Origin of the sequence: Halomonas sp. AOP5-B2-8 (assembly GCF_052376475.1) — a bacterium.
In the GTDB taxonomy this organism is placed as follows: domain Bacteria; phylum Pseudomonadota; class Gammaproteobacteria; order Pseudomonadales; family Halomonadaceae; genus Vreelandella; species Vreelandella casei.
Genome location: NZ_JBQSVS010000003.1, coordinates 18,779 through 41,259, shown reverse-complemented (window position 1 = coordinate 41,259; position 22,481 = coordinate 18,779). Strand labels below are relative to the sequence as shown.

20 protein-coding genes are annotated in these 22,481 nt (G+C 51.8%); 2 read left to right on the top strand and 18 right to left on the bottom strand.

The window, feature by feature from the left end:
• Positions 1–2: 2 nt before the first annotated feature.
• The 9 genes from ACT3RP_RS07745 to ACT3RP_RS07705 all read right to left on the bottom strand — a co-directional run bounded on the left by ACT3RP_RS07745 (position 3) and on the right by ACT3RP_RS07705 (position 10,781).
• Positions 3–1,289 carry a 2-oxo acid dehydrogenase subunit E2 gene (locus ACT3RP_RS07745; RefSeq protein WP_441685527.1) on the bottom strand — a complete coding sequence of 429 codons (1,287 nt, stop codon included), beginning with the start codon at positions 1,287–1,289 and terminating at the stop codon, positions 3–5.
• Positions 1,290–1,327: 38 nt separating this feature from the next.
• Positions 1,328–2,305: an alpha-ketoacid dehydrogenase subunit beta gene (locus tag ACT3RP_RS07740; protein WP_441685529.1), complete on the bottom strand. Its 978-nt coding sequence runs from the start codon at positions 2,303–2,305 to the stop codon at positions 1,328–1,330.
• Between the two features lies 1 nt (position 2,306).
• The gene (locus tag ACT3RP_RS07735; RefSeq protein WP_096279877.1) at positions 2,307–3,509 is read right to left on the bottom strand and encodes a thiamine pyrophosphate-dependent dehydrogenase E1 component subunit alpha; all 1,203 of its coding nucleotides are present in this window, start codon (positions 3,507–3,509) and stop codon (positions 2,307–2,309) included.
• A gap of 134 nt (positions 3,510–3,643) precedes the next feature.
• The gene (locus tag ACT3RP_RS07730; protein ID WP_441685531.1) at positions 3,644–4,384 is read right to left on the bottom strand and encodes an ABC transporter permease; all 741 of its coding nucleotides are present in this window, start codon (positions 4,382–4,384) and stop codon (positions 3,644–3,646) included.
• On the bottom strand, positions 4,377–5,339 hold the full coding sequence (locus ACT3RP_RS07725; RefSeq protein WP_441685533.1) for an ABC transporter ATP-binding protein: 963 nt from the start codon (positions 5,337–5,339) through the stop codon (positions 4,377–4,379). Before ACT3RP_RS07725 ends, ACT3RP_RS07730 begins: the two co-directional genes overlap by 8 nt.
• The gene (locus tag ACT3RP_RS07720) at positions 5,336–6,535 is read right to left on the bottom strand and encodes an ABC transporter permease (protein WP_441685535.1); all 1,200 of its coding nucleotides are present in this window, start codon (positions 6,533–6,535) and stop codon (positions 5,336–5,338) included. Before ACT3RP_RS07720 ends, ACT3RP_RS07725 begins: the two co-directional genes overlap by 4 nt.
• Positions 6,536–6,584: 49 nt before the next feature.
• Positions 6,585–7,526 (bottom strand): glycine betaine ABC transporter substrate-binding protein OsmF, encoded by a 942-nt coding sequence (osmF, locus tag ACT3RP_RS07715; RefSeq protein ID WP_483393572.1) that lies wholly within the window; start codon positions 7,524–7,526, stop codon positions 6,585–6,587.
• 162 nt (positions 7,527–7,688) lie between these two features.
• The gene (gene cysS / locus ACT3RP_RS07710) at positions 7,689–9,077 is read right to left on the bottom strand and encodes a cysteine--tRNA ligase (protein ID WP_441685537.1); all 1,389 of its coding nucleotides are present in this window, start codon (positions 9,075–9,077) and stop codon (positions 7,689–7,691) included.
• Positions 9,078–9,101: 24 nt separating this feature from the next.
• On the bottom strand, positions 9,102–10,781 hold the full coding sequence (locus ACT3RP_RS07705; protein WP_483393571.1) for a glutamine--tRNA ligase/YqeY domain fusion protein: 1,680 nt from the start codon (positions 10,779–10,781) through the stop codon (positions 9,102–9,104).
• 193 nt (positions 10,782–10,974) lie between these two features.
• Here ACT3RP_RS07705 and ACT3RP_RS07700 point away from each other — a divergent pair, with 193 nt between their 5' ends.
• Positions 10,975–11,475, top strand: coding sequence for a peptidylprolyl isomerase (locus ACT3RP_RS07700; RefSeq protein ID WP_096279865.1), 501 nt, complete (start codon positions 10,975–10,977; stop codon positions 11,473–11,475).
• Positions 11,476–11,492: 17 nt separating this feature from the next.
• A complete protein-coding gene (locus ACT3RP_RS07695) occupies positions 11,493–12,266 on the top strand; it encodes a UDP-2,3-diacylglucosamine diphosphatase (RefSeq protein WP_096279863.1) in 774 nt (257 codons plus the stop codon).
• A gap of 70 nt (positions 12,267–12,336) precedes the next feature.
• On the opposite strand, the gene ACT3RP_RS07690 is transcribed toward ACT3RP_RS07695, so the two are convergent.
• The 9 genes from ACT3RP_RS07690 to ACT3RP_RS07650 form a co-directional block, all read right to left on the bottom strand.
• Positions 12,337–14,157, bottom strand: a complete 1,821-nt coding sequence (locus tag ACT3RP_RS07690) for a SurA N-terminal domain-containing protein (RefSeq protein WP_096279861.1) — start codon at positions 14,155–14,157, stop codon at positions 12,337–12,339.
• Positions 14,158–14,281: 124 nt separating this feature from the next.
• A complete protein-coding gene (locus tag ACT3RP_RS07685; RefSeq protein WP_096279859.1) occupies positions 14,282–14,554 on the bottom strand; it encodes an HU family DNA-binding protein in 273 nt (90 codons plus the stop codon).
• Between the two features lie 211 nt (positions 14,555–14,765).
• Complete coding sequence (lon, locus tag ACT3RP_RS07680) at positions 14,766–17,177, bottom strand: endopeptidase La (RefSeq protein WP_441685546.1); 2,412 nt, start codon at positions 17,175–17,177, stop codon at positions 14,766–14,768.
• A 213-nt stretch (positions 17,178–17,390) separates the two neighbouring features.
• A complete protein-coding gene (gene clpX, locus ACT3RP_RS07675) occupies positions 17,391–18,671 on the bottom strand; it encodes an ATP-dependent Clp protease ATP-binding subunit ClpX (protein ID WP_096279855.1) in 1,281 nt (426 codons plus the stop codon).
• Positions 18,672–18,745: 74 nt separating this feature from the next.
• Entirely contained in the window at positions 18,746–19,363 is a 618-nt protein-coding gene (gene clpP, locus ACT3RP_RS07670) for an ATP-dependent Clp endopeptidase proteolytic subunit ClpP (RefSeq protein WP_096279853.1), read from the bottom strand.
• Positions 19,364–19,429: 66 nt separating this feature from the next.
• Positions 19,430–20,785 carry a trigger factor gene (gene tig / locus ACT3RP_RS07665; protein ID WP_096279850.1) on the bottom strand — a complete coding sequence of 452 codons (1,356 nt, stop codon included), beginning with the start codon at positions 20,783–20,785 and terminating at the stop codon, positions 19,430–19,432.
• Positions 20,786–21,042: 257 nt separating this feature from the next.
• Positions 21,043–21,420, bottom strand: a complete 378-nt coding sequence (locus tag ACT3RP_RS07660) for a hypothetical protein (protein WP_483393570.1) — start codon at positions 21,418–21,420, stop codon at positions 21,043–21,045.
• Positions 21,421–21,423: 3 nt separating this feature from the next.
• Complete coding sequence (locus tag ACT3RP_RS07655) at positions 21,424–21,888, bottom strand: flavodoxin (protein ID WP_096279846.1); 465 nt, start codon at positions 21,886–21,888, stop codon at positions 21,424–21,426.
• Between the two features lie 243 nt (positions 21,889–22,131).
• The gene (locus ACT3RP_RS07650; RefSeq protein ID WP_096279844.1) at positions 22,132–22,431 is read right to left on the bottom strand and encodes an integration host factor subunit alpha; all 300 of its coding nucleotides are present in this window, start codon (positions 22,429–22,431) and stop codon (positions 22,132–22,134) included.
• Positions 22,432–22,481: the final 50 nt, after the last annotated feature.

Sequence of the window (22,481 nt, the reverse complement as noted above, 5' to 3'; positions counted from 1 at the left end):
CGTTACGCCAAATGGAGCAGCATGGCGTCCGGCGTTTCCAGAAACCCCTTCCAAGTATTACAAAAGCGCGCGATCGTCCCGCCATCGATAAAGCGATGATCACCTGCCCAGGTAATGGTCATGATGGCACGACGCACAACCGCGCCGCTTTCATCAAAACGCGGCAGCCACTGGGTTTTGCCAATAGCAACAATGGCGGCTTCCGGTGCATTGATAATCGGTGAGGCGTAGGTACCACCTAAAGCGCCGATGTTCGAGATGCTAATGGTGCCACCCTTCAGGTCGGCTTGATCGACTCTCCCCTCGCGGGCTGACGTCGTTAACCGGCCTACTTCACGGGCTATTTCCAGCAAGGTTAGCCGCTCAACGCGTTTAACGTTGGGCACCATCAAGCCCGCTTTACTATCCACCGCCATACCGATATTGCACTGTGGGTAGTAATGCAGTTCATTGCCCGCCGTATTTAACTGCGCATTGAGAATAGGCGTTTCAGCAACCGCCAGCGCCATCGCTTTCATAAAGAACGGCATTAACGTTAGCCGCTCGCCCTGAGCCTCTGCCAGCGGTTTTAAGCGCTCCCTTAACGATAGTAGCGCGGTAACATCAATCTCTTCGCCATAATGGAAATGCGGAATAGTGCTGGCCGCCTCCACCATACGTTTCGCCATGACGGCCCGTATGCCGCGTAACGGCTCGACCCTGGGCTCGGTGCCGTTGCCGGGCATTGCTAGCGCCGATTGGCTCGATGCCGCGTTAGCAGAGGCAGTAGTTGGCGACGCTTGGTCTAAATGCGCCAGCACGTCCTCTTTTAGCACTCGGCCATCTTTGCCGCTGCTCGCAATGTCCGCAAGCTTTAGGGAGTGCTCACGCACTAAGCGCCTAACGGCAGGGCTTGCAGGGACTTTATAGCCACCCGCGTACTCGCCGCCGGACTTGTGAGCGGCCGTGTCCGTCGACAAGTCTGAACCATGTTCAGGTAGCTCTACCGGCATTTCATCAGTGCCGGATTGGTCGGCTACCGACGAGGTTACAGAGCCAGCGGGCTCATGCTTAGCGTCAATTTGGTAGGCATAAAGCGGCGCGTGCACTTTAGCAATTTGGCCTTGAGGAACGTAAAGCTTGGTAACAATACCCGCCTCAGGCGCGGTGATTTCAACCAGTGCCTTATCGGTCATGACTTCAACGATCGGCTGATCTTCAGCGATGACGTCACCTTCAGCAACGTGCCACTCGACGACTTCACACTCGACAATGCCTTCGCCAATATCAGGTAGTAAAAAATCACTCATTGTTATTCTCCCCATGCGTTTTTAGGCGCTTTCAGCCGCTAAAAGTTAACGCTTTCGCGAATCGCTTCAAAGATTTTCAGGTGATCAGGCATGTACTCTTTTTCCAATACCAGCGGAAAAGGCGTATCAAGCCCTGTCACCCGGGCGATGGGCGATTCAAGGTAGAGAAAACAACGTTCTTGAATGGTGGCAGCAATTTCACCGGCGAAGCCGCCAGTTAACGGCGCCTCATGGCTCACGACTAGGCGGCCTGTTTTAAGCACCGACTCCACAACCGTATCGGCATCCCAAGGCAGCAGCGTGCGCAGGTCAATGACGTCACAGGTGATCCCCTGCTCTTCGGCCAATTCAACGGCTTTACTAATAACTTCCATCTGCGCGCCCCAGCCGACCACAGTGATATCCGTACCTTCTTTGATTACTTCAGCTTCACCAATGGGCAGCTGAAAGTCCTCTTCGGGCACTTCGCCTACCGCGGCGCGATAGAGACGTTTGGGTTCCAGAAAAAGCACTGGGTCCGGGTCACGAATAGCAGCCAGCAGCAATCCTTTGGCCTGATAAGGATTACGCGGCACCACCACTTTTAAACCTGGCGTATGGGTAAAATAGGCTTCTGGCGACTGGGAGTGATAGAGCCCCCCCGCAATACCGCCACCGTATGGAGTGCGAATGGTCAGCCCACCGACGTTGAATAGGTCACCTGAACGGTAACGGAATTTGGCAGTTTCATTGACGATTTGATCGAATGCCGGAAAAATGTAGTCGGCAAATTGAATTTCCGCTACGGGCACCGAGCCTTGGGCTGCCAAGCCATTGGCAAACCCGATAATGCCCTGCTCAACCAGCGGCGTATTAAAGCAGCGCGATTTGCCATACTTCTCCTGCAGATGACTAGTGGCACGAAACACCCCGCCAAAAATACCCACATCTTCGCCAAAACAAATGACTTTTTCATCTTCTGCCATGGCGATATCCAGAGCGTTATTGATCGCCTGGAGCATATTCATTGTGGCCATGTTACGCCTCTCCCTGAGAATCAGTGCCTGAGCCGACGCCCAAATCTAGCGACTTGGCGCCACGAGGATAGGCATCCGGATAACGACGAATATGCCGCTTAAGCTGATCAAATTGACGCTGCAGCTCGGGGGTAATGTCGGCATATACATCACTGATTAAACTCTCAAGGGGCGGGGATGAGCGTTTTTCAGCGCGCTTCATGGTTTCCAGTACTTCACGACGCAGTGTTTCTTGCTGAGCGGTCTCTTCTTCTTCGCTCCACCACTGCTTTTTCAAAAGCCATTTGTGAAGCCGTAGCACCGGATCTTTGGCGCGCCACAGCTCTTCTTCGTCTTTAGAACGATAGCCAGAAGGGTCATCAGAGGATGAGTGTGCCGCCAGGCGATAGCTCATCGCTTCAATCAGTACCGGCTGGTTGCGCTCCACGGCGATTTTGCGTGCCTGACGGGTCGCTTCATAGACGGCCAGCACATCGTTACCGTCAACGCGAATAACGTGCATATGGTAGCCAAAGGCACGCGGTGCAATGCCGTCAGCCGCAAACTGCTCAACGGCAGGTGTTGAAATGGCATAGCCGTTATTACGACAGAAGAAAATAACCGGGACCTGGTGCACCGACGCCATATTTAACGCGGCGTGGAAATCACCTTCTGATGCGGCACCTTCGCCAAAGAAGGTTAGCGTGCAGTGACCGTTACCCGCGAGCTTTTGCCCATACGCATAGCCCGTTGCCTGTGGGATTTGTGTCGCTAAAGGCGACGAGATGGTCATGTAGTGAAGCTTACGCGACCCATAGTGAATTGGCATTTGCCGACCCTTGCCGTAATCCAGGTCATTGCCGAAGAGCTGATTCATAAACTCGTCAATTGAGAAGCCGCGATACATCAAGGCGCCCTGCTCACGGTACTGTGCCATGATCATATCGGCATCATTAAGAGCCGCAGCGGCTCCCACAACGGCCGCTTCCTCCCCGGTGCACTGCATATAGAAGCTGAGACGCCCTTGGCGCTGAGCCGCCAGCATCCGCTCGTCTAAAATACGCGTAGCGAGCATCGCTTGATAAATACGCCGAGCGTGGTCACGTTCAAGGGCGGGCTCTACGGCACCTGGGTAAAGATCACCTTCGGGATCAAGCAGGCTAAACGTGGGTATCGAAAGCTCATCACCGGTCATAAAATCCGGCTGGTGTACGTACTTTGTCATGAATATTGTCCTTGTTTTACCCCTTATGAGGGCAGTGTTGCTGGTTAAGACCATTCATGCCAGTGGATTTATCTGCCATTGGCCAACACAACTACTGCGACAGTAACGCAGCACAAGGATTTTAGGGATGCTACTTAAGACGCAGAGAGACGAGAACGCAGCTGGCGTTGCAGCACTTCAAACAGACTATCGACCGATAACGCCAATAACGCAATCGTCAGTGCCCCCTGAACGACATAGGCCATATTGCCATTAACGATGCCGGAAATAATGGGGTCGCCCAGGTTGCTGGCCCCGACGGTCGCGCCTAGTGCGGCCGTGGCGATATTAATCGTCACCGACGTGCGGATGCCTGCCAATATAACTGGGGCCGCTAAAGGCAGCTCTACTTGGCGTAATATTTGTAACGGCGTCATGCCCATTGCATGAGCCGCGGTTATAAGCTCAGCATCAACTTCTTGCAGCCCCGTAAGAGTGTTACGCACAATGGGAAGCAGCCCGTAAAGCATTAACGCCACAATGATAGGCAGCGTACCAAAGCCCAGTACCGGCACTGCCAGCGCTAAGACGGCCACCGGCGGAAAGGTTTGGCCCAATGATGCTACCTGGCCTACCAAAGGGAGAAAGTCGCTCCCCCGCTTGCGGGTGACGGCAATCCCCGCTGAGACACCAACGCTAATCGTCACCAGCGCCGCGATGCCGACAACAAAAAGATGGCGTCCGAGTAGCACATAAAAATCGGCGCGACTGTAAATCACCTGCCGAGCATCGGGTTCTACCCAGTGAAAAAGTGGCTCAGCAGCAGACATTCCCACAACGCTGATAAGCAGTAGCGAGATCCACAGCAGCGGCCATCGCCATAGCGAATTACTCACGCGAACTGCCTTTGTCCAGATGGGCTTCTTTTACAATTTTGCGTAACGAAAGCTCGCCGACAGGTACATCATGCTGATCGACAACGGTTAGCCGATCGCTATGGTCGCGTAGCATCATAGATAGCGCCTGGCGCAGTGAAAAGTCCGCGGGAATACGTGACTGGGCAGGCAGCGCTGAACCCAGCGAGTTCATGTGGTCTTTAACCCGCGTTAGTGCCGCTTGTTTCAAGCCCCGCTCAAGGCCGCCTAGCAGCGATTCAACAAAAGGATCGGCGGGATGCTTTAACAGCGCAAGGGGTGAGCCCTGCTGGACAATCCGCCCATCTCGCATGACAACCAAGTGGTCGGCTAGCTTTAGCGCTTCGTCCATATCGTGAGTCACGAACACAATGGTTTTGTGCATTCGCGCCTGCAGTTTTGCTAGTTCATCCTGCAGTTTTTCACGGGTGATAGGATCAAGCGCGCCAAAGGGTTCGTCCATCAGCATAATATCGGGATTGGCAGCGAGTGCGCGCGCAACGCCTACCCGCTGCGCTTGGCCACCCGAAAGCTGGTGGGGATATTTATGCCCGAACTCTTCGACCGGCAAGCCCAGCAACTGCATCAGCTCTTCTACACGCGCCTGAACGTCTATTGATGGCCACTTTAACAACCGCGGAACCAGGCCAATATTGCGCGCCACGCTCCAGTGAGGAAATAACCCCGTATGTTGAATAACATAGCCAATCCGGCGGCGTAGTTTTACCGGGTCGTACGTTTCGATCGACGCTCCATCGAGGATGATTTCGCCCTCGCTATGCGCGATCAAGCGATTAACCATACGCAGCGTCGTCGATTTACCGCAGCCGGAGGTGCCGACTAATGCGCAGAACTTGCCTTTGGGTATCCGTAACGAGATATCGTTTACCGCGATTTCACTGCCAAATCGCTTAGAGACGTGCGCAAGCTCAATCATCTTGTCCCCCCGGGGCTCAGCGCTTCAGCCAGCGCCCCCAAACCTGCATCAACTACGAGAGCCAGCATTAAAATAGGCAATGCGCCAAGCAAAACCATATCCATTGCCGCCTGACCTAAACCTTGAAAAATAAAGGTGCCAAGGCCTCCTGCACCAATCAGCGCCGCCACGGCGGTCAATCCAATAGCTTGAACTGTGGTAATGCGAACGCCCTCTAACAGCACCGGTAGCGCCAGCGGCAGCCGTACCTGCCAAAATCGCTGGCTAGCACGCATGCCCATACCTTTGGCAGCCTCTAATGTCACAGGGCTAACCTCTTCAAGCGCGGTATAGGTGTTACGTACCATGGGAAGCAGGCTGTAGGCTATTAATGCGATTAAAGCAGGCGTTGTGCCAATACCGCTAACCCCAAGCTTGGCTAAAAAAGGCACGTTCACGGCAAGCCAGGCAAGCGGTGCCAGCAGTAAGCCAAACAGTGCAATGCTAGGAATCGTTTGAAGGAAATTGAGTACCGTGAAGGCGACTTTCTGTAGCCGTGCGTAGCGGCGCATTAATAGCGCCAGCGCAAGCCCCAATACAATGCTCACGCTAACGGCAATACCCACCAGCGTCATATGCTGGCCAACAGCACGGATAAACAGCTGATCACGCGCTTTAAACTCTTGCACCAAAGCAAGACTATCTAACCAGAGCGTGGCGCACAGCCACCACACTAAGGCAATGCCACTGAGCAACAGAGTGGGCCATAGGCGTGTTAGGTTTAGGCGTAAACGCAGCTCTACCAAGCACAGCAACAGTATGAACAGCGTCACCCAGTACCCGGCTCCCAGGCCTAAACGCGCCTGGGCAAGTTCAGGCTCAATTAATAAAAAGCTGCTGACTATTAATCCGAACGGCATTAAGGCCATTAGCATAACCACCACCGCTAGCAGCGCTTGGTAGTGGCGCTGACTTGGCTGCCACGCTAAAAAACTAATGGCGCAGAACAGTAGCGTGGCTAACAGTGCACCGGGCCAGCCAAACGCTGCCGGGGCACTATAGCCGGTTCCCAATACAATTCGATTGGGGGCCATGCTCACCATGTCTAATGTCCAGAATGCCGCCAGCATGACAATGCTAAGGCTAATCAGCACAGCATTAGGGTTCAGCCCATCTCGGTGGATGCGGGGGGTCGGCAGTGCATCCCGTAGCGACATTAATGAATCATCCTGAGCATCAAAGACTAGTGATTAACGAGATCAGGCGCTACTGATCCAGCGTGTCAAGATAGTCACTGGCCACTTGGGCCGGCGATAAGCCGTTAACCGCCACATCGGCATTAAGCGTTTGCAGCGTATCTAAGTCGAGAGTGACGAACACTTCGTTAAGTAACGCTTCCATTTCCGGATACTCGGACAGGACACTTTCACGTACTACGGGCGCAGGTTGATAAACGGGCTGTACGCCCTTGGTATCTTCCAGAACCACTAAACCCAAGGCTTTTAATCCGCCGTCCGTGCCATACGTCATAGCGCCGTTAACACCGCTGGTCTGCTGCGCTGCGGCGCGCATAGTAGCGGCAGTGTTACCTCCGGAAAGCACCAGCAGCTGATCATCGCCCAATGTAAAGCCATAGGCTTGCTGGAACGCTGGAAGCGCTAGCGCTGATTCTACAAACTCAGCGCTAGCCGCAAATTTGAACGCGCCACCGTCAGCTAAATAGGCGGCCAGATCATCGAGGCTTACTAGATCATTCTCGGTGGCGACGTCTTCACGGATACTCATTGCCCAGGTGTTGTTAGCGCTAGCAGGCTGTAACCACACTAAGCCTTGCTCGGCATCGCGTTCTCGAACGGTTTCATACGCCTTGTCAGCGTCATTCCACACGCCGCTGTCGGTCATATCAAAGAAGAAGGCGCCGTTCCCCGTGTACTCTGGGTACACATCAATTTCACCAGCTTCTAAGGCTGTACGAACCACGCTGGTAGCGCCTAGCTGCAAGCGGTTTTCGGTAGCAATGTCATTGCGCTCAAGAGTCTGAATAATCAGCTCACCCAGCACGGAACCTTCCGTATCGATTTTTGATGAGACGACCACCGGCTCATTAGCGCTGGCGTAAGAGAATGCCGTCAAAGATACGGCACAGGCACCGATCAAGGGCTTAACAGTGAAGCAATTAGCCATGAAAGAATTAGCAGAAAAGCGCATCTTGGAATTCCTTTTGCAGTGGGCTTTTGTCGACTAAGGCTCTTATCCAGTATAAGAGCCTTCAGCGCCTTGAGTATAAGAGCCTTCAGCGTCTTGAATATAAAAAGACCCTTAGCGTTTAAGTCAGAGCCTATCTCAGCCAAGCCATTTAATGGATATACGCTAAGGCGCTTCAAAGATCCAAGACGTGCCTTCCCGAGCATCTTTAAGAATAATGCCTAGCGCTGCAAGCTCATCGCGGATTGCATCGGCCTGGGCAAAGTCTTTATTCGCTTTGGCCGCTATGCGCTGCGCTATTTTAGCGTCAATCTCGCTTTCGCTAAGTGGCATAGCCAGCTGCGCGCCCTGCAAGAAGGTTAGTGGCACTTGCTGAAGCAGCCCCAAAATAGCGCCAAGCTGCTTTAACTCAGCGGCCAGGCGAGGCGCTTCTTCAGGCTTTTCCTGCTTGGCGCGATTGAGTTCTCGCGCTAATTCAAACAATACGGCCAGCGCTTCTGGAGAGTTGAAATCATCGTCCATGACCTGAGTAAAACGCTCACGATAGGTCGACGCTGTGCTATTTGCGACGCTAACTTCCACATCCTGCAGCGCCGTGTATAAGCGAGTCAGTGATTTTCTTGCTTCCGTCAGTGAATCTACTGAATAGTTAATAGGGCTACGATAATGGCTCGCCACCAGCAGAAAACGCACTACTTCGGGGTCGTGTTCGGCCAACACGTCGCGGATGGTAAAGAAGTTGCCCAGCGACTTGGACATCTTCTCTTGATTCACACGCACTGCCCCAGCATGCATCCAAGTATTAACGTAAGTTTTGCCAGTGGCCGCTTCGCTTTGGGCAATTTCATTTTCATGATGCGGAAAGGTTAAATCCGGCCCGCCGCCATGAATATCAAACGTATCGCCCAAACAGCAGGTCGACATCGCAGAGCACTCAATATGCCAGCCAGGGCGACCGTTGCCCCAGGGCGACGCCCAGTGAGCCTCGCCCGGTTTAGCCGCTTTCCAGAGGACGAAATCGAGCGGGTCCTCTTTGTTGACATCAATATCAACCCGCGCACCTGAGCGCATATCGTCAAGCTGGCGGTTGTTAAGCTTGCCGTAATTTGCAAATTTACGTACCCGATAATAGACATCTCCATTATCAGCCGCGTAGGCATAACCTTTTTCAATCAACGTTTCAATCATGGCCACGATATCGCCAATATGCCCGGTGGCGCGCGGTTCGTGACTCGGCGGCAAGACGAATAAACGCGCCTCATCTTCGTGCATGGCTGCGATCATACGCTCAGTCAGTGCCGAGATGCTTTCACCATTTTCATCAGCGCGCTTGAGGATTTTGTCGTCGATATCGGTAATATTGCGTACGTAGTTGACCTCGAAACCACGCTCACGCAAATAGCGCGTGATGACATCAAAGGCGACCATCACTCGGGCATGCCCAAGGTGGCAATAGTCATACACCGTCATGCCGCAAACATACATGCTCACTTTTCCCGCCACTAGCGGGGTGAAAGGTTCTTTGCGTCGCGTCAACGTATTGTAAATATGCATATGCCTATCCATGTTTCTCAGCCCTTAACCCTTCTGCTTGATTTTAGCCCAGCTATCTTTCAGACCCACGGTACGGTTAAACACGAGTTTTTCCGGCGTGGTGTCGTGACGATCAGCACAGAAGTAGCCGACACGTTCAAATTGAAAGCGTGACTCAGGAGTAGCTTCAGCAAGGCTAGGCTCTCCAATGGCGTAACACACCACCAAAGACTCAGGATTTAAGTGCTCAAGGAAATCGACATCTTTATCACGATCAGGCTGCTCAATGGTGAACAGGTTGTCATACAGACGCACTTCTACCGGCACGCCGTGAGGTGCGCTAACCCAATGAATCACACCTTTAACCTTACGCCCTTCAGGGTTTTTGCCCAGGGTGTCAAAATCAACCGAACAGTGCAGCTCGGCAATCTCACCGGCGGCGTCTTTAATGACCTCATCGCAGCGAATCACATAGCTATTGCGCAAACGGACTTCTTTACCTGGCGCCAGGCGGAAGAATTTTTTGGGCGCATCTTCCATGAAGTCTTCTTGGTCGATGTAGAGTTCCCGAGTGAACGGCACCTTGCGCATCGGCATATCATCGCGCGCTGGGTGCCCAGGCACTTCGTACATTTCTTCGTGGTCTGCCGGAACGTTGGTCAGCACGACTTTCAGCGGCTTCAATACGCACATGGCTCGCGGTGCATTGTCCTCAAGATCCGAGCGAATCGCGTGGGTTAGCATCGCAATATCAACCAAGCCACCATCAGCGCGAGTAACGCCAATCATCTCGCAGAACTTTCGAATAGACGCCGCCGTGTAGCCACGACGACGCATGCCAGAAATAGTCGGCATGCGCGGATCGTCCCAGCCATTGACAATGTTTTCATCGACCAGCAGCTTCAGCTTGCGCTTGGAGGTAAGCGTATAATCCAGATTTAGCCGGGAAAACTCAATTTGGCGCGGTTTGGCAGGCACCGGCAGGTTGTTCAAAAACCACTCGTAAAGGGGGCGGTGATCTTCAAATTCCAAGGTGCAGATTGAGTGAGTAATGCCTTCGATGGCATCCGACTGGCCGTGGGTGAAATCGTAGGAGGGATAAATTTTCCATTTATCGCCCGTTTGGTGATGGCTGGCGTGACGAATACGATAAAGGATGGGGTCGCGAAGATTGATATTAGGAGACGCCATGTCAATTTTTGCACGCACGACTTTTTCACTTTCACCAAACTCACCTTCACGCATGCGCGCTAGCAAATCCAGGTTCTCTTCGGCGCTGCGCTCGCGATAAGGGCTAGGCTTGCCTGGCGACGTCAGCGTGCCGCGGTACTCACGAATTTCATCGGGTGAAAGATCGTCGACATAGGCCTTGCCTTCACGCATCAAGTGCTGCGCCCAGGCGTAAAGCTGATCAAAGTAGTCCGAAGCAAAACGCACGGGGCCTGCCCACTCAAAGCCTAGCCAACTGACGTCTTCTTTAATCGCATCAATGTAGGCTTGCTCTTCTTTCGCCGGGTTGGTGTCGTCAAAACGTAAATGACACTCGCCACCCAGCTGCTCCGCCAACCCAAAGTTTAAACAGATCGACTTCGCATGGCCGATATGCAAAAAGCCGTTTGGCTCCGGTGGGAAACGTGTCACGATTTTAGTGACCTGGCCGCCCTCGATTTCGTCGCGTACTTGGTTGCGAATGAAGTTCGGCGCTGGGGTGGTCTCGTTGGTCATGATTGTGTTGATAACCTCTGGTGGATGGCGTACTAAGCAATGAAGGCATGCCGTGAAAACATCCCGTAAAAACATCCCTTAAAAACATAGGATACTACTATGGGCCTTCGCGGTGCAGGGCAAAACAGCTATTATAACGTGACGCCGATGCACAGCGCCAAGGCGAACGCCTTTATTGAACAGGAATTTATCAATGATCGTATTACAGACGAACCACGGTGACATCACCATCGCTCTTAACCATGAAAAAGCGCCGATTAGCGCGGCGAATTTTGAACAATACGTCCGCGACGGATTTTATGACGAAACGTTGTTTCACCGGGTAATCGACGGATTCATGGTTCAAGGCGGCGGTTTTGATAAGAACTTTGAGCAAAAACCTACCCGTGACGCCATTGACAATGAAGCTGACAATGGCTTGAAAAACACTGTTGGCACGCTGGCCATGGCTCGCACCCAGGACCCAAATTCTGCTACTGCGCAGTTTTTCATTAATGTAGGCGACAATAGCTTCCTAAATCATAGCGGCAAAAACCTGCAAGGCTGGGGCTATGCGGTATTTGGTGAAGTCGTTGATGGTATGGATGTTGTGAACGAGATTAAAAACGTAGCGACTACTCGCCGCGGGATGCACGCCGATGTGCCTGCTGAAGATGTCATTATTGAGCGTGCCTACGTCAAAGACGCTGAATAACGAAGGCCGGGAGCTTTATGCGCACACTGCTTGTTGCAGATCTGCATCTGAGTAGCGATACCCCTGAGCTTAATCAGGGGTTTTATGACTACCTAGAACACACCGCCTCTGGCGCCGATGCCCTATATATTCTGGGTGACTTATTTGATGCTTGGATTGGCGATGACCTTCTTGACGCTACCGCCCATCCGCTCAGCCGGGTTGCACAAGAAGTTATTCAGCGCTTACGTAAGCTGAGTGACGATGGCACCCACATCTATCTGATGCACGGTAACCGCGACTTCCTGCTGGGTGAGCGCTTCGTAGCGGCCTGCCAGGCAACGTTGCTGCCTGATGTTCACGAGGTGGAAATTCAGGGCATCCCCGTTGTATTACTGCACGGCGATAGCCTGTGCACCATGGATCAGGCCTATATGGCTTTTCGAGCACAGTCGCGTAATCCAGAGTGGCAAACACAGATGCTTGCCCTGCCTTTAGAGCAGCGCTTGGAGCTAGCCAAAAGTCTGCGTTTGCAGTCAGGGGAAGCCAACGCAACGAAGGCCGAGGCAATCATGGATGTTACGCAGCAAGAGGTCACGTCGCTGATGGAGCGCTACAGCGTTGCCACCATGATTCACGGCCACACACATCGCCCATTGGTACATGATGTGACGGTGGAAGGCGTTCCAGCCAAGCGCTATGTGCTGGGCGACTGGGATGCCCAGCATGGCTGGGATATCGTTATTGAGACCACTGGCATAGCTACGCCACAGCTACGCCAATTCACACTGGCCCAACTGCCCAGCGCCTGATTATTGAGTCGCTTCACTAAAAAAGCCGATCACGAAGATCGGCTTTTTTTTGCAAACAGGCAATACGATTTTAACGCTCGATGTCTGCATCGCTGTGCAGATCCTCAATCAACCCCTGTAGAACGGATTGAGCGCGTAGCTGCTCAGACATTTGGGTGACAAACGTCTGCATTTGCTCATCGACTTCCCCATCGCTAACGCTATCGAGCGCCACAATGGCGACGCCTTGCGGCAGTTCAACCGATGCATAGACACTCTGATCTTCTTCAGGGTGCTTCATGCGGAAAGCTTCTTGCACAATGGATTGAGGCACCGTGGTATCGGCCTGGCGACTAACGTTATCAGCCTCTAGCCAGTCAATATCGGCTTGGCCGCTACCTTTCAGCTGGGTGATTAACGCCTGTGCTTCTTCTCGTAACGCCTGCTGCTGCTGTTCGGCTGCTACAGAAATCTCAACCTCTTCTCGCACATCATCAAGCGATAGCAGCGTAGCATCGCGCTGTTCGGCAACCCGCAGCACCATGCGCCGATCCGGATCGAGCTCAATCACTTCGCTGTTATAGCCTTCCTCCAGTACGTCGCTACTGAAAGCAGCCGACATCACGCCAGGTTCAGACAGCACTCCCTCGCTTTGATCATCGCGGCCAAGCCAGTCACTTTCATTGAGCGTTAAGCCAATCTGGTCGGCAACGCCTTGCAAGTCATCCGCGGCAAAGCTTTCATCGATTAGCTTCTGAGCCTGCTGATTAAAATCACTATCAACATCACGCAGGGCTACTTCACGCGCTAGCTCATTACGCTGCTCTTCAAACGAAGGGCCTTGGATATCCGTTACTTGGATAATATGGAAAGCACCGTCCAACTCTACAGGCTGAGAAATGCCACCTTCCTCAAGGCCAAAGGCAGCCTCATCAAACGCATCGCCAAAGAAACCGCGGCTAATAACCCCAAGATCACCGCCCTCTTCAGCGCTGGCGGTATCGTCAGAGTAGCGTAACGCGGCTTCCTCAAAAGACTCACCGCCATCCAGTGCATCGCGTGCGGTTTCGGCTAAGGCCTGAGCCTCGTCACGGGAGCGTTCACCACCAAAGGTAACCATGATGTGCGAAACGCGGCGGTCAGCATCACGATTTTGCTCGCGCCATGCATCCAGTAGCGCGCCTTCATCGACCTCACTCTCTTGCGCCATCGCGCTACGGTCAAGTAATACGTACTCAAGGCGTACCTGCTCAGGCCGTTCAAAGCGGGCTTGATTAGCGTCGTAATAAGTCTGCATTGCCTCTTCGCTGACGGCGATATCAGCTTCTAAATCTGAGCCATCTAATACGACATAGCGGAAATTACGCTGCTGACGCTGTAGCTCTGCCAAGCGGCTCTGCTCATTAGGTAGGCTAAAGTCGCTAAAAGCGAGGCCCTGCTGCAAATGCTGGCGCTGGATATCAACGCGTAATTCATCGCGGAACAACATCGGCGTATAGCCGGCACCCGCTAAGCGATTACGAAATACGTCAGCGGAGAAACGTCCATCCTGATCATGAAACTCAGGCAGGCCGACAATCATCTGATCTAACTGCTCATCAGAAACGCTAAAACCACCGTCTTTAGCATACTGAGATAGCAGTTGCTGAGTGATGAGCTGATCGAGCATATCGCTACGCAAGGCGCGCTCTTGCTCTGGTGGCACCTGCCCTGAACGGAGCGCTCGCTGCACCTCTAGCTCAACCTGCTGACGCATAATTGGCTGGCCATTAACGCTCGCCACTTCATTCGGATCACTACCAAAAAGCCCGAACAGTGACTCAATCCCGAAAAATGCCATGGCCGCGACCATAACACCGATAATAATTTTGGCACCCCAGCTCCTGGAGCCATCTCGAATACTTTGCAGCATGCTAGCCTCAGATAGTCACAGCCAAACACATCGACCCGCCAAATCTTAACAAATAGGGGCCAGAAAATAACATGGGCGCATCGCCAGTGCGATGCGCCCATTGGTTACAACAAACGCTGCCAAATTAGTTAACGGCGTCTTTCAGCGCTTTACCTGCTTTGAAGCTGGGTACTTTTGCAGCACTGATCTGGATCGGCTGACCGGTTTGAGGGTTGCGACCAGTTCGAGCGGCACGCTCTTTGATTGCGAAGGTACCAAAACCTACCAGCGATACGCTTTCACCTTTCTTCAGGCTACCGGTGACAGACTCTACCATGGCATCCAATGCACGGGTTGCCGCTGCTTTAGGAATATCGGCAGATGCGGCAATGGCTTCAATCAGCTCGGACTTATTCACTCTTCACCCCTTGACTATTTCAAAAAAAATGGCTCTGAACGGCATGGCACCGATGGGTATCACTATCAAAGCATAGCTGCGTTTTATAGCAATGCCTCTAAAGCTATGTCAAGCAACCCATGTCGAGCAACCATGCCTCGAAATACCCGCCACACAAGACAGCGGGCCAAAATATTAAGTAAAGTTAAAGATCAAAAAGAGCTTTAACCGCTTAATGGGTACTAGCAACGACGTCACTGTTAAACGATGCTTCAGTATTTTTTAACTGCGCACCTTTTTCTACTTTATCAGCTAACGCTACGGCTAAGACATCATCAATCCAACGTACAGGACGAATATCCAGTGCACCTTTGATATTATCTGGTACTTCCTTGAGATCACGGCGGTTTTCTTCAGGAATCAGCACTGTCTTTATACCACCGCGGCGAGCTGCCAGCAATTTCTCCTTCAACCCACCAATGGGCAACACTTCACCGCGCAGATTAACCTCACCGGTCATGGCAACATCACAGCGCACTGCGCGCTGGGTATAAGCGGAAACAATCGCCGTTACCATCGCAATACCGGCACTGGGGCCATCCTTCGGCGTAGCTCCTTCGGGCACGTGGATATGCAGATCCTCTTTCTCAAATCGATCGGGATCAATTCCATAAGCTTCGGCCCTAGCGCGAACCACTGTCTGGGCAGCACTTACCGACTCTTTCATCACATCGCCAAGAGAGCCCGTTTTGTTGATTCGCCCTTTACCGGGCGTAACAACGGACTCAATATTAAGCAGCTCACCACCCACCGATGTCCAAGCCAAGCCTGTAACTCGGCCGATTTGATCTTCTTGCTCAGCCAGGCCGTAGCTATAGCGACGCACGCCAGCATAGTGCTCAATCTGCTCAGCAGTTAAGCTCTGTCCCGCCTGGCTAGCCTGCGGGTCATTTTCGTTTTCAATCCGTTCGCGCAGAACTTTACGCGACACCTTTGCAATTTGTCGTTCGAGTTCGCGCACACCCGCTTCACGGGTGTAATAGCGGATAAGTTCTAACAACGCGCTGTCTTCCAACGTCAGCTCATCGCCTTTCAAACCGTTAGCTTCTAACTGCTTCGGCAACAAATAGCGCTTTGCGATTGCCAGTTTTTCATCTTCGGTGTAACCCGGCAGACGAATAATTTCCATGCGATCGAGCAGCGCACTGGGAATATTCATCGAGTTTGCCGTGCAGATAAACAGTGTCTCAGAAAGATCATAGTCCAGCTCTAGATAATGATCACTAAAGCTGTTGTTCTGCTCAGGATCCAGCACTTCGAGCAGCGCAGAAGCAGGATCACCACGATGATCCATACCTAACTTATCGACTTCGTCTAATAGGAAAAGTGGGTTTTTGACACCAGCACGACTCATACGCTGCATCAATTTACCAGGCAGCGAACCAATATACGTACGCCGATGCCCACGAATTTCTGACTCATCGCGTACGCCGCCCAGTGCCAAACGCACATATTTGCGGTTGGTGGCACGGGCAATCGATTGACCAAGCGAGGTCTTACCCACCCCTGGCGGGCCAACCAAGCATAGTACAGGCCCCTTCATCTTACGCACACGCTTCTGTACAGCGAGATACTCGAGAATCCGCGCTTTGACCTCTTCTAAACCGTAATGATCCTCATCCAACACCTGCTGAGCTTTTACCAGATCATGCTTAACGCGGGTGCGCTTTTTCCACGGCACCGCTACTAACCAGTCTAGATAAGAACGCACAACGGTGGCTTCTGCAGAATTAGAAGCCATCATTTTTAATTTATTAAGCTCTTGAGTGGCTTTGTCAGAGGCGTCTTTGGGCATGCCTGATTCTTTAATCGCCTTCTCGTACTTCTCAGCCTCATTAGGTACATTATCAAGGTCCCCCATCTCTTTCTGGATGGCCTTCATCTGTTCGTTGAGATAGTACTCGCGCTGGGTCTTTTCCATCTGCTCTTTCACTCGAGAGCGGATGCGCTTCTCCACTTGAAGCAGATCAATTTCAGATTCGATCAGAGCCATCAAATGCTCTATACGATCACGCACCCGATCCATCTCCAATAGCTCTTGCTTATCACCAATTTTGAGCGATAAGTGTGCACAGATGGTATCTACCAAGCGGCTTGGATCCTCAATCCCTGACAGCGAATTCAATACTTCATTGGGGACTTTTTTAGATAACTTAACGTACTGTTCGAACTGGTTGAGCAGCACCCTCACCAGCGCTTCTTGCTCACGAGAGGTCAACGGCTCGCTTTCCCGGGGCATCAAATATGCCTGGGTATAGCCAGCCGCGTTTTCTTCAACGTCCAAGACATCCGCGCGAAAACTACCCTCAATAAGTACTTTAACCGTTCCATCTGGCAGCTTAAGCAACTGCATAATGTCAGCCACGGTACCCATGGAATAAAGATCGGCGTTATCTGGATCATCCTGAGAAGCTTCTCGTTGAGCGACCAGCAATACACGCTTATCAGCCTCCATCGCCGCTTCGAGCGCCTGGATAGACTTTTCACGACCTACAAAAAGAGGTATGACCATTTGCGGATAAACAACGACATCACGCAATGGCAAAAGGGGTAGACACTGAGTCTGTTCGGCGTTCTGCTGCATCGCAGACGTTCCTCGGCAAATCGGATGAGTACTTAAGGAGTACTTGGAAAAGTACTGCATAGTCTTAACAACGCTTGCCTAATTAAGCATTCGCATTGAGCAGACTACGTAGTAACACTTCACAACAGCGCTTCATAAAAACAAGGGGCCGCCTAGGCGACCCCTTGGATTAGCGCAAGCGGTTAAGCTGGGCCACGACACTTGACTAACGCATTAGCCATCCGTGCCGTCAACAAGGGCTTCTTCTTGCTGAGAGTAGATCAGCAGAGGTTCACTTTCACCCGCAATGACTGAGCCATCAATGACCACCTTACTGACGCCTTCAAGCGATGGGATTTCATACATAGTGTCCAGCAGTACCGACTCTAAAATAGAGCGTAGTCCGCGTGCACCTGTTTTGCGTTCCATGGCTTTTTCAGCAACCGCACGCAATGCTTCGTCTCTGAACTCAAGCGTTACGCCTTCCATGTCGAACAGCTTAGCGTACTGCTTGATCAACGAGTTTTTCGGCTCGGTAAGGATCTGTACCAATGCATCTTCGGTCAGCTCCATCAGCGTTGCAATAATCGGTAAACGACCTACGAACTCAGGAATCAGACCGAATTTCACCAGATCTTCTGGCTCAACGTCAGCGAGAAGCTCGCCCACGCCACGAGAAGACTCTTTGCTCTTAACCGCAGCATTGAAACCAATACCGCCTTTCTCCGCACGGTCACGAATAACCTTATCGAGGCCTGCAAATGCACCGCCGACGATAAACAGAATATTACTCGTGTTGACCTGGACAAACTCTTGCTGAGGATGCTTGCGGCCACCCTGCGGAGGCACTGACGCAGTAGTCCCTTCAATCAATTTGAGCAGCGCCTGCTGAACGCCTTCACCCGACACATCCCGCGTTATAGAAGGATTGTCAGATTTACGTGAAATCTTGTCGATTTCATCGATATAAACGATGCCGCGCTCGGCTTTTTCGACATCGTAATCGCACTTCTGCAGCAGCTTTTGGATAATGTTTTCAACATCTTCACCGACGTAGCCGGCTTCCGTTAGCGTTGTTGCATCAGCGATAGTAAACGGCACATTCAATAGACGCGCCATGGTTTCTGCCAACAGCGTTTTACCACTACCAGTAGGTCCAATCAGCAGAATATTTGATTTGCCTAGTTCAACATCACCGTCGCGTCCATCTGTTTTCAGGCGTTTGTAGTGGTTATATACCGCTACGGATAGCACCATCTTGGCGCGATCTTGCCCAATGACGTAATCATCCAGAGTATGACGTATTTCGCGGGGCGTAGGTAAACGCTCCTCGTCGCTCTCGGCATCGGCTTCGAGAACTTCCTCGCGAATGATGTCATTACATAAGTCGACACACTCATCGCAGATATAGACGGACGGGCCCGCAATCAGCTTACGTACTTCGTTTTGGTTTTTGCCACAAAACGAGCAGTACAGCAGTTTGCCACCTTCGTCCTTGCCTTTGCCGTCGGCCATTCGTATACCTCTGTCACTGCGGCGGCTAACGCCGCCGAAAAAGCTCGTTAGAAAAGCAGAATCCTATCACGCTATCAGGATGTAGGCCGCTTATCCAGCACTGCATCAATCAAGCCATACTCTTTGGCTCTATTGGCGCTCATGAAATTATCGCGGTCTGTATCACGCGAAACGGTTTCAATATCCTGCCCCGTATGATGAGCAAGAATTTGATTCAGCTTCTCGCGAATACCAAGAATTTCACGGGTATGAATTTCGATGTCAGACGCCTGGCCTTGATAACCACCTAGCGGCTGATGAATCATCACTCGCGAGTTAGGCAAGCAATAACGTTTTCCTGCTGCCCCTGCTGTTAGCAGCAGTGCGCCCATACTGGCCGCCTGGCCAATGCAGACGGTAGACACATCGGGCTTAACAAACTGCATAGTGTCGTAAATCGACATACCTGCAGTGACCGACCCACCCGGTGAATTGATATACAGGTGAATGTCTTTATCCGGATTTTCTGACTCTAGGAACAGCAGTTGCGCGACGACCAAGTTAGCCATGTAATCTTCTACAGGCCCTACCAGGAAAATGACACGCTCTTTCAACAAGCGTGAATAAATGTCGTAGGCTCTTTCCCCTTTGGCGCTCTGCTCAACCACCATGGGCACTAAACCGCCGGCATTTTGAATATCGAACTCACTCATTCAGGTGATTCCTTGCGTCCGGGAAGGGAAAGGCGCACCGAAATGGGTGCGCCACGTTCCAGGGTGTTAGGCGCTAGCTTGCTCGCCTTCCTCTTCAGCACCCTCATCTTGCTCTGCCTGCTTTTGCGCAGCGGCAAGGGCTTGCTGATACGACATTTCTACGTCTTTCACGTTCGTTGATTCAAGCAGCTTGGCTACCGCTTTTTCTTCGAGAATGGCAGATTTAACCTGGGTTTTCAGCTGCTCGTTACCCATGTAATAGCTGACAACCTCGTCAGGGTCTTGGTACTGTTCAGCAAGCTCGGCCACTTTCGCTTTGATTGCATCATCATCAGCATCAAGCTCATTAGCCTTAATAACTTCAGCCAGCAACAAGCCAACCTGAACGCGCCCTTTAGCCTGCTCTTCAAAAAGCTCATTCGGCAGTTGGCTGACATCAAAGTCTTCGCCCAAACCAAACTGTTGCGCAGCTTGACGCTTCATGCCGTCCGTTTCTTGCTGGACTAAGCCGCTAGGCACAGGGATGTCATTGACATTTTTAAGCGCATCAAGCACTTGCTGCTTAACGCGATTATCAACGGCCTGCGACGCTTCACGGGTCATGTTTTTCTTGATTTCAGCGCGGAATTTTTCCTGGTCGCCGTCTTCAACGCCAAAGCGTTCGATGAACTCAGCGTCAACGTCAGGTAGTTTCTGACTGCTGACCTTATGAACCGTCACTTTAAACGTCGCTTCTTTACCGGCTAAATGCTCTGCCTGGTAATCAGCAGGGAAAGTAACGCTAAGCGTTTTATCTTCGCCGGCTTTAGCACCAATCAGCTGCTCTTCAAAACCGGGAATGAAGCTGTTTGAACCGATAACCAGCGAGTGACCTTCGGCGTTGCCGCCTTCAAACGGCTCATCACCGATAAAGCCTTGGAAATCGATAGTGATTTGATCGCCATCCGCAGCAGCGGCATCAACTTCTTCCCAAGCTGCATTTTGCTTGCGCAGCGTATCGATCATTTCATCAACGTCGGCATCGCTAACTGAAACGACAGGACGCTCAATGTCAGTCCCTTCGATGGAAGCCAGCTCTATCTCCGGATAGATTTCCATTACCGCAACGAACTCTAAATCTTTACCGGCTTCGTTGACGGAAGGCTCAATTTTCGGGAAACCCGCTGGATTTAGGCCTTCATCAGTAATGGCACGCACATAGCGTTCGCGCATCACTTCGTTTACTACTTCATTGCGCGCATCTTGGCCGTAACGCTGATTAACGACAGCCATCGGCACCCGACCCTGGCGAAAGCCGTTCAAACGAACATTCTTCGCGGTGTCTTTCAAGCGAGCACTAACAGCCTCGTCGATTTCGGCCGCCGGCACTTGAATAGTAATACGGCGTTCGATCTGGGAGGTCGTCTCGACAGAAACTTGCATGAATTGTCCTCTAACGGCTTGGCGTTGTGTTGATTGCATGTAATAAGTTCAAGGGGGCAATTTTAAGAACCCCGACGCATGGTCGCAAGCGCCATGCTCGCAACATGGGGGCAGTGATTTTAAAAACAAGGCAATACGTGAGCAATTAAGTGCTTTAGAACGTATTTAAGGCCGTTATTAGCTCCATGTTACGTAATCTGTACCATTCTACTGCTTTGTACCTCTTGCAGCGAATTTTTCAATCTTTACCGACAAAACTATTCTGCCTGGCGCTCTGTCTTCCACCACAGGCTCAGCGTATGCATGAGCACGCCCAGGGTCGCGCCATGGGAAATAAACACCTGCCAACTGATCCAGTCCGTAAATAGCGCATGCCAGCACCCCATGGCGACCATTCCGAAGAGCATCATAACAACAAGACGCTTGAGCAATGCAGGCAGTTTTTGGCGTGCAGTGGATGACAGCATTCGCCACTGCACGATAGCCGCCGCAGCCACCAAGGTGAAAGCAGCTACGATCAGAATCTGACGCGTTTCGTGACCACCGGCTAGATAGCGCGGCAGTGCCGCCAGCATCAGCACACATAAACCCAGCGCTACGCTAATACGTTCCGGTGAGGTAGGGGCTCGCTGCATTACTTAATCTACCTTCAACTGCTGAGCAACAATCCACTCTTCAACCCAGGGAATGGCAGCATCATCGGCCATAAATGTTTCCATCGCATCGATGTCTAACCGCTCACCTAACCGAGTAGCACCATGATCTTCTAGCAGCATGTCTAACGCTCTGCCTGCGCCACAAAATGTATCGCCATAGGAGCTATCGCCCAGCGCAATTAAACCGTAGCGCAACGATGAGAGCGATGGGCTTTGATCGCGCAGGTGACGAACAAAAGGAACAAAGTTACCGGGAAAATCGCCACTGCCCGTTGTTGATACACAAAATAGCGCCAAATCAGCGTCACTTTCGGTAATGTCAATCAAGGCTGGCTGTTCAGAAATAGTCACCGTGTAACCGGCCTGCTCAAAAAGCGGCTTTACCTGCTCTGCAACATCTAACGCGCCGCCATACATTGTACCCACGAGAATATTCAGCTTCGGCATCGTCACTCCCCTGTTAAAAGTACCCACCATCAAGTCGGCAGATACCCGATGAATTCGCTCAAATATTAACATGGCCAGATAAAATGAAATACGCCCCAGCGCGCTCAGCCAAGACAACGCAGAAAAGCCCTTTCACCACGATATCCAAGCAAAAAAAAGAGCGCTCAAGAAGCGCTCATTTCTGTATTTTAAAAGCGTATATTTAACGAGCAAGGTTTGGCGACAAGCTCAGGTGCAGGAAAATCACTCTGCACCTAAATAGTGCTCTACTTGTTGCTTGAGCTTTTGGCCTGGCCGAAAGGTCACCACGCGCCGGGCAGAAATTGGAATTTCCTCACCGGTCTTAGGGTTCCGTCCAGGACGCTCTCGCTTATCACGCAAATCAAAGTTACCGAAACCCGATAACTTTACCTGCTCATTCTCACGCAGGCAGGCTCGAATCTCTTCAAAAAAAGCTTCGACCATAGCCTTCGCTTCTCGCTTAGACAGGTCTAGCTCTGCATGCAAATGTTCAGCCAGCTCTGCTTTGGTCAACGCACCCATAGGGCTTCTCCTTTTCATTGAGGCAAACACAGCAGCAAACGCATTGCCAA

Coding starts and splice junctions, on each gene's coding strand:
- ACT3RP_RS07745 (WP_441685527.1), bottom strand. CDS start 1,289: ATGAGTGATTTTTTACTACCTGATATTGGCGAAGGCATTGTCGAGTGT.
- ACT3RP_RS07740 (WP_441685529.1), bottom strand. CDS start 2,305: ATGGCCACAATGAATATGCTCCAGGCGATCAATAACGCTCTGGATATC.
- ACT3RP_RS07735 (WP_096279877.1), bottom strand. CDS start 3,509: ATGACAAAGTACGTACACCAGCCGGATTTTATGACCGGTGATGAGCTT.
- ACT3RP_RS07725 (WP_441685533.1), bottom strand. CDS start 5,339: ATGATTGAGCTTGCGCACGTCTCTAAGCGATTTGGCAGTGAAATCGCG.
- ACT3RP_RS07720 (WP_441685535.1), bottom strand. CDS start 6,535: ATGTCGCTACGGGATGCACTGCCGACCCCCCGCATCCACCGAGATGGG.
- osmF (WP_483393572.1), bottom strand. CDS start 7,526: ATGCGCTTTTCTGCTAATTCTTTCATGGCTAATTGCTTCACTGTTAAG.
- cysS (WP_441685537.1), bottom strand. CDS start 9,077: ATGCATATTTACAATACGTTGACGCGACGCAAAGAACCTTTCACCCCG.
- ACT3RP_RS07705 (WP_483393571.1), bottom strand. CDS start 10,781: ATGACCAACGAGACCACCCCAGCGCCGAACTTCATTCGCAACCAAGTA.
- ACT3RP_RS07700 (WP_096279865.1), top strand. CDS start 10,975: ATGATCGTATTACAGACGAACCACGGTGACATCACCATCGCTCTTAAC.
- ACT3RP_RS07695 (WP_096279863.1), top strand. CDS start 11,493: ATGCGCACACTGCTTGTTGCAGATCTGCATCTGAGTAGCGATACCCCT.
- ACT3RP_RS07690 (WP_096279861.1), bottom strand. CDS start 14,157: ATGCTGCAAAGTATTCGAGATGGCTCCAGGAGCTGGGGTGCCAAAATT.
- lon (WP_441685546.1), bottom strand. CDS start 17,177: ATGCAGCAGAACGCCGAACAGACTCAGTGTCTACCCCTTTTGCCATTG.
- clpX (WP_096279855.1), bottom strand. CDS start 18,671: ATGGCCGACGGCAAAGGCAAGGACGAAGGTGGCAAACTGCTGTACTGC.
- clpP (WP_096279853.1), bottom strand. CDS start 19,363: ATGAGTGAGTTCGATATTCAAAATGCCGGCGGTTTAGTGCCCATGGTG.
- tig (WP_096279850.1), bottom strand. CDS start 20,785: ATGCAAGTTTCTGTCGAGACGACCTCCCAGATCGAACGCCGTATTACT.
- ACT3RP_RS07660 (WP_483393570.1), bottom strand. CDS start 21,420: ATGCAGCGAGCCCCTACCTCACCGGAACGTATTAGCGTAGCGCTGGGT.
- ACT3RP_RS07655 (WP_096279846.1), bottom strand. CDS start 21,888: ATGCCGAAGCTGAATATTCTCGTGGGTACAATGTATGGCGGCGCGTTA.
- ACT3RP_RS07650 (WP_096279844.1), bottom strand. CDS start 22,431: ATGGGTGCGTTGACCAAAGCAGAGCTGGCTGAACATTTGCATGCAGAG.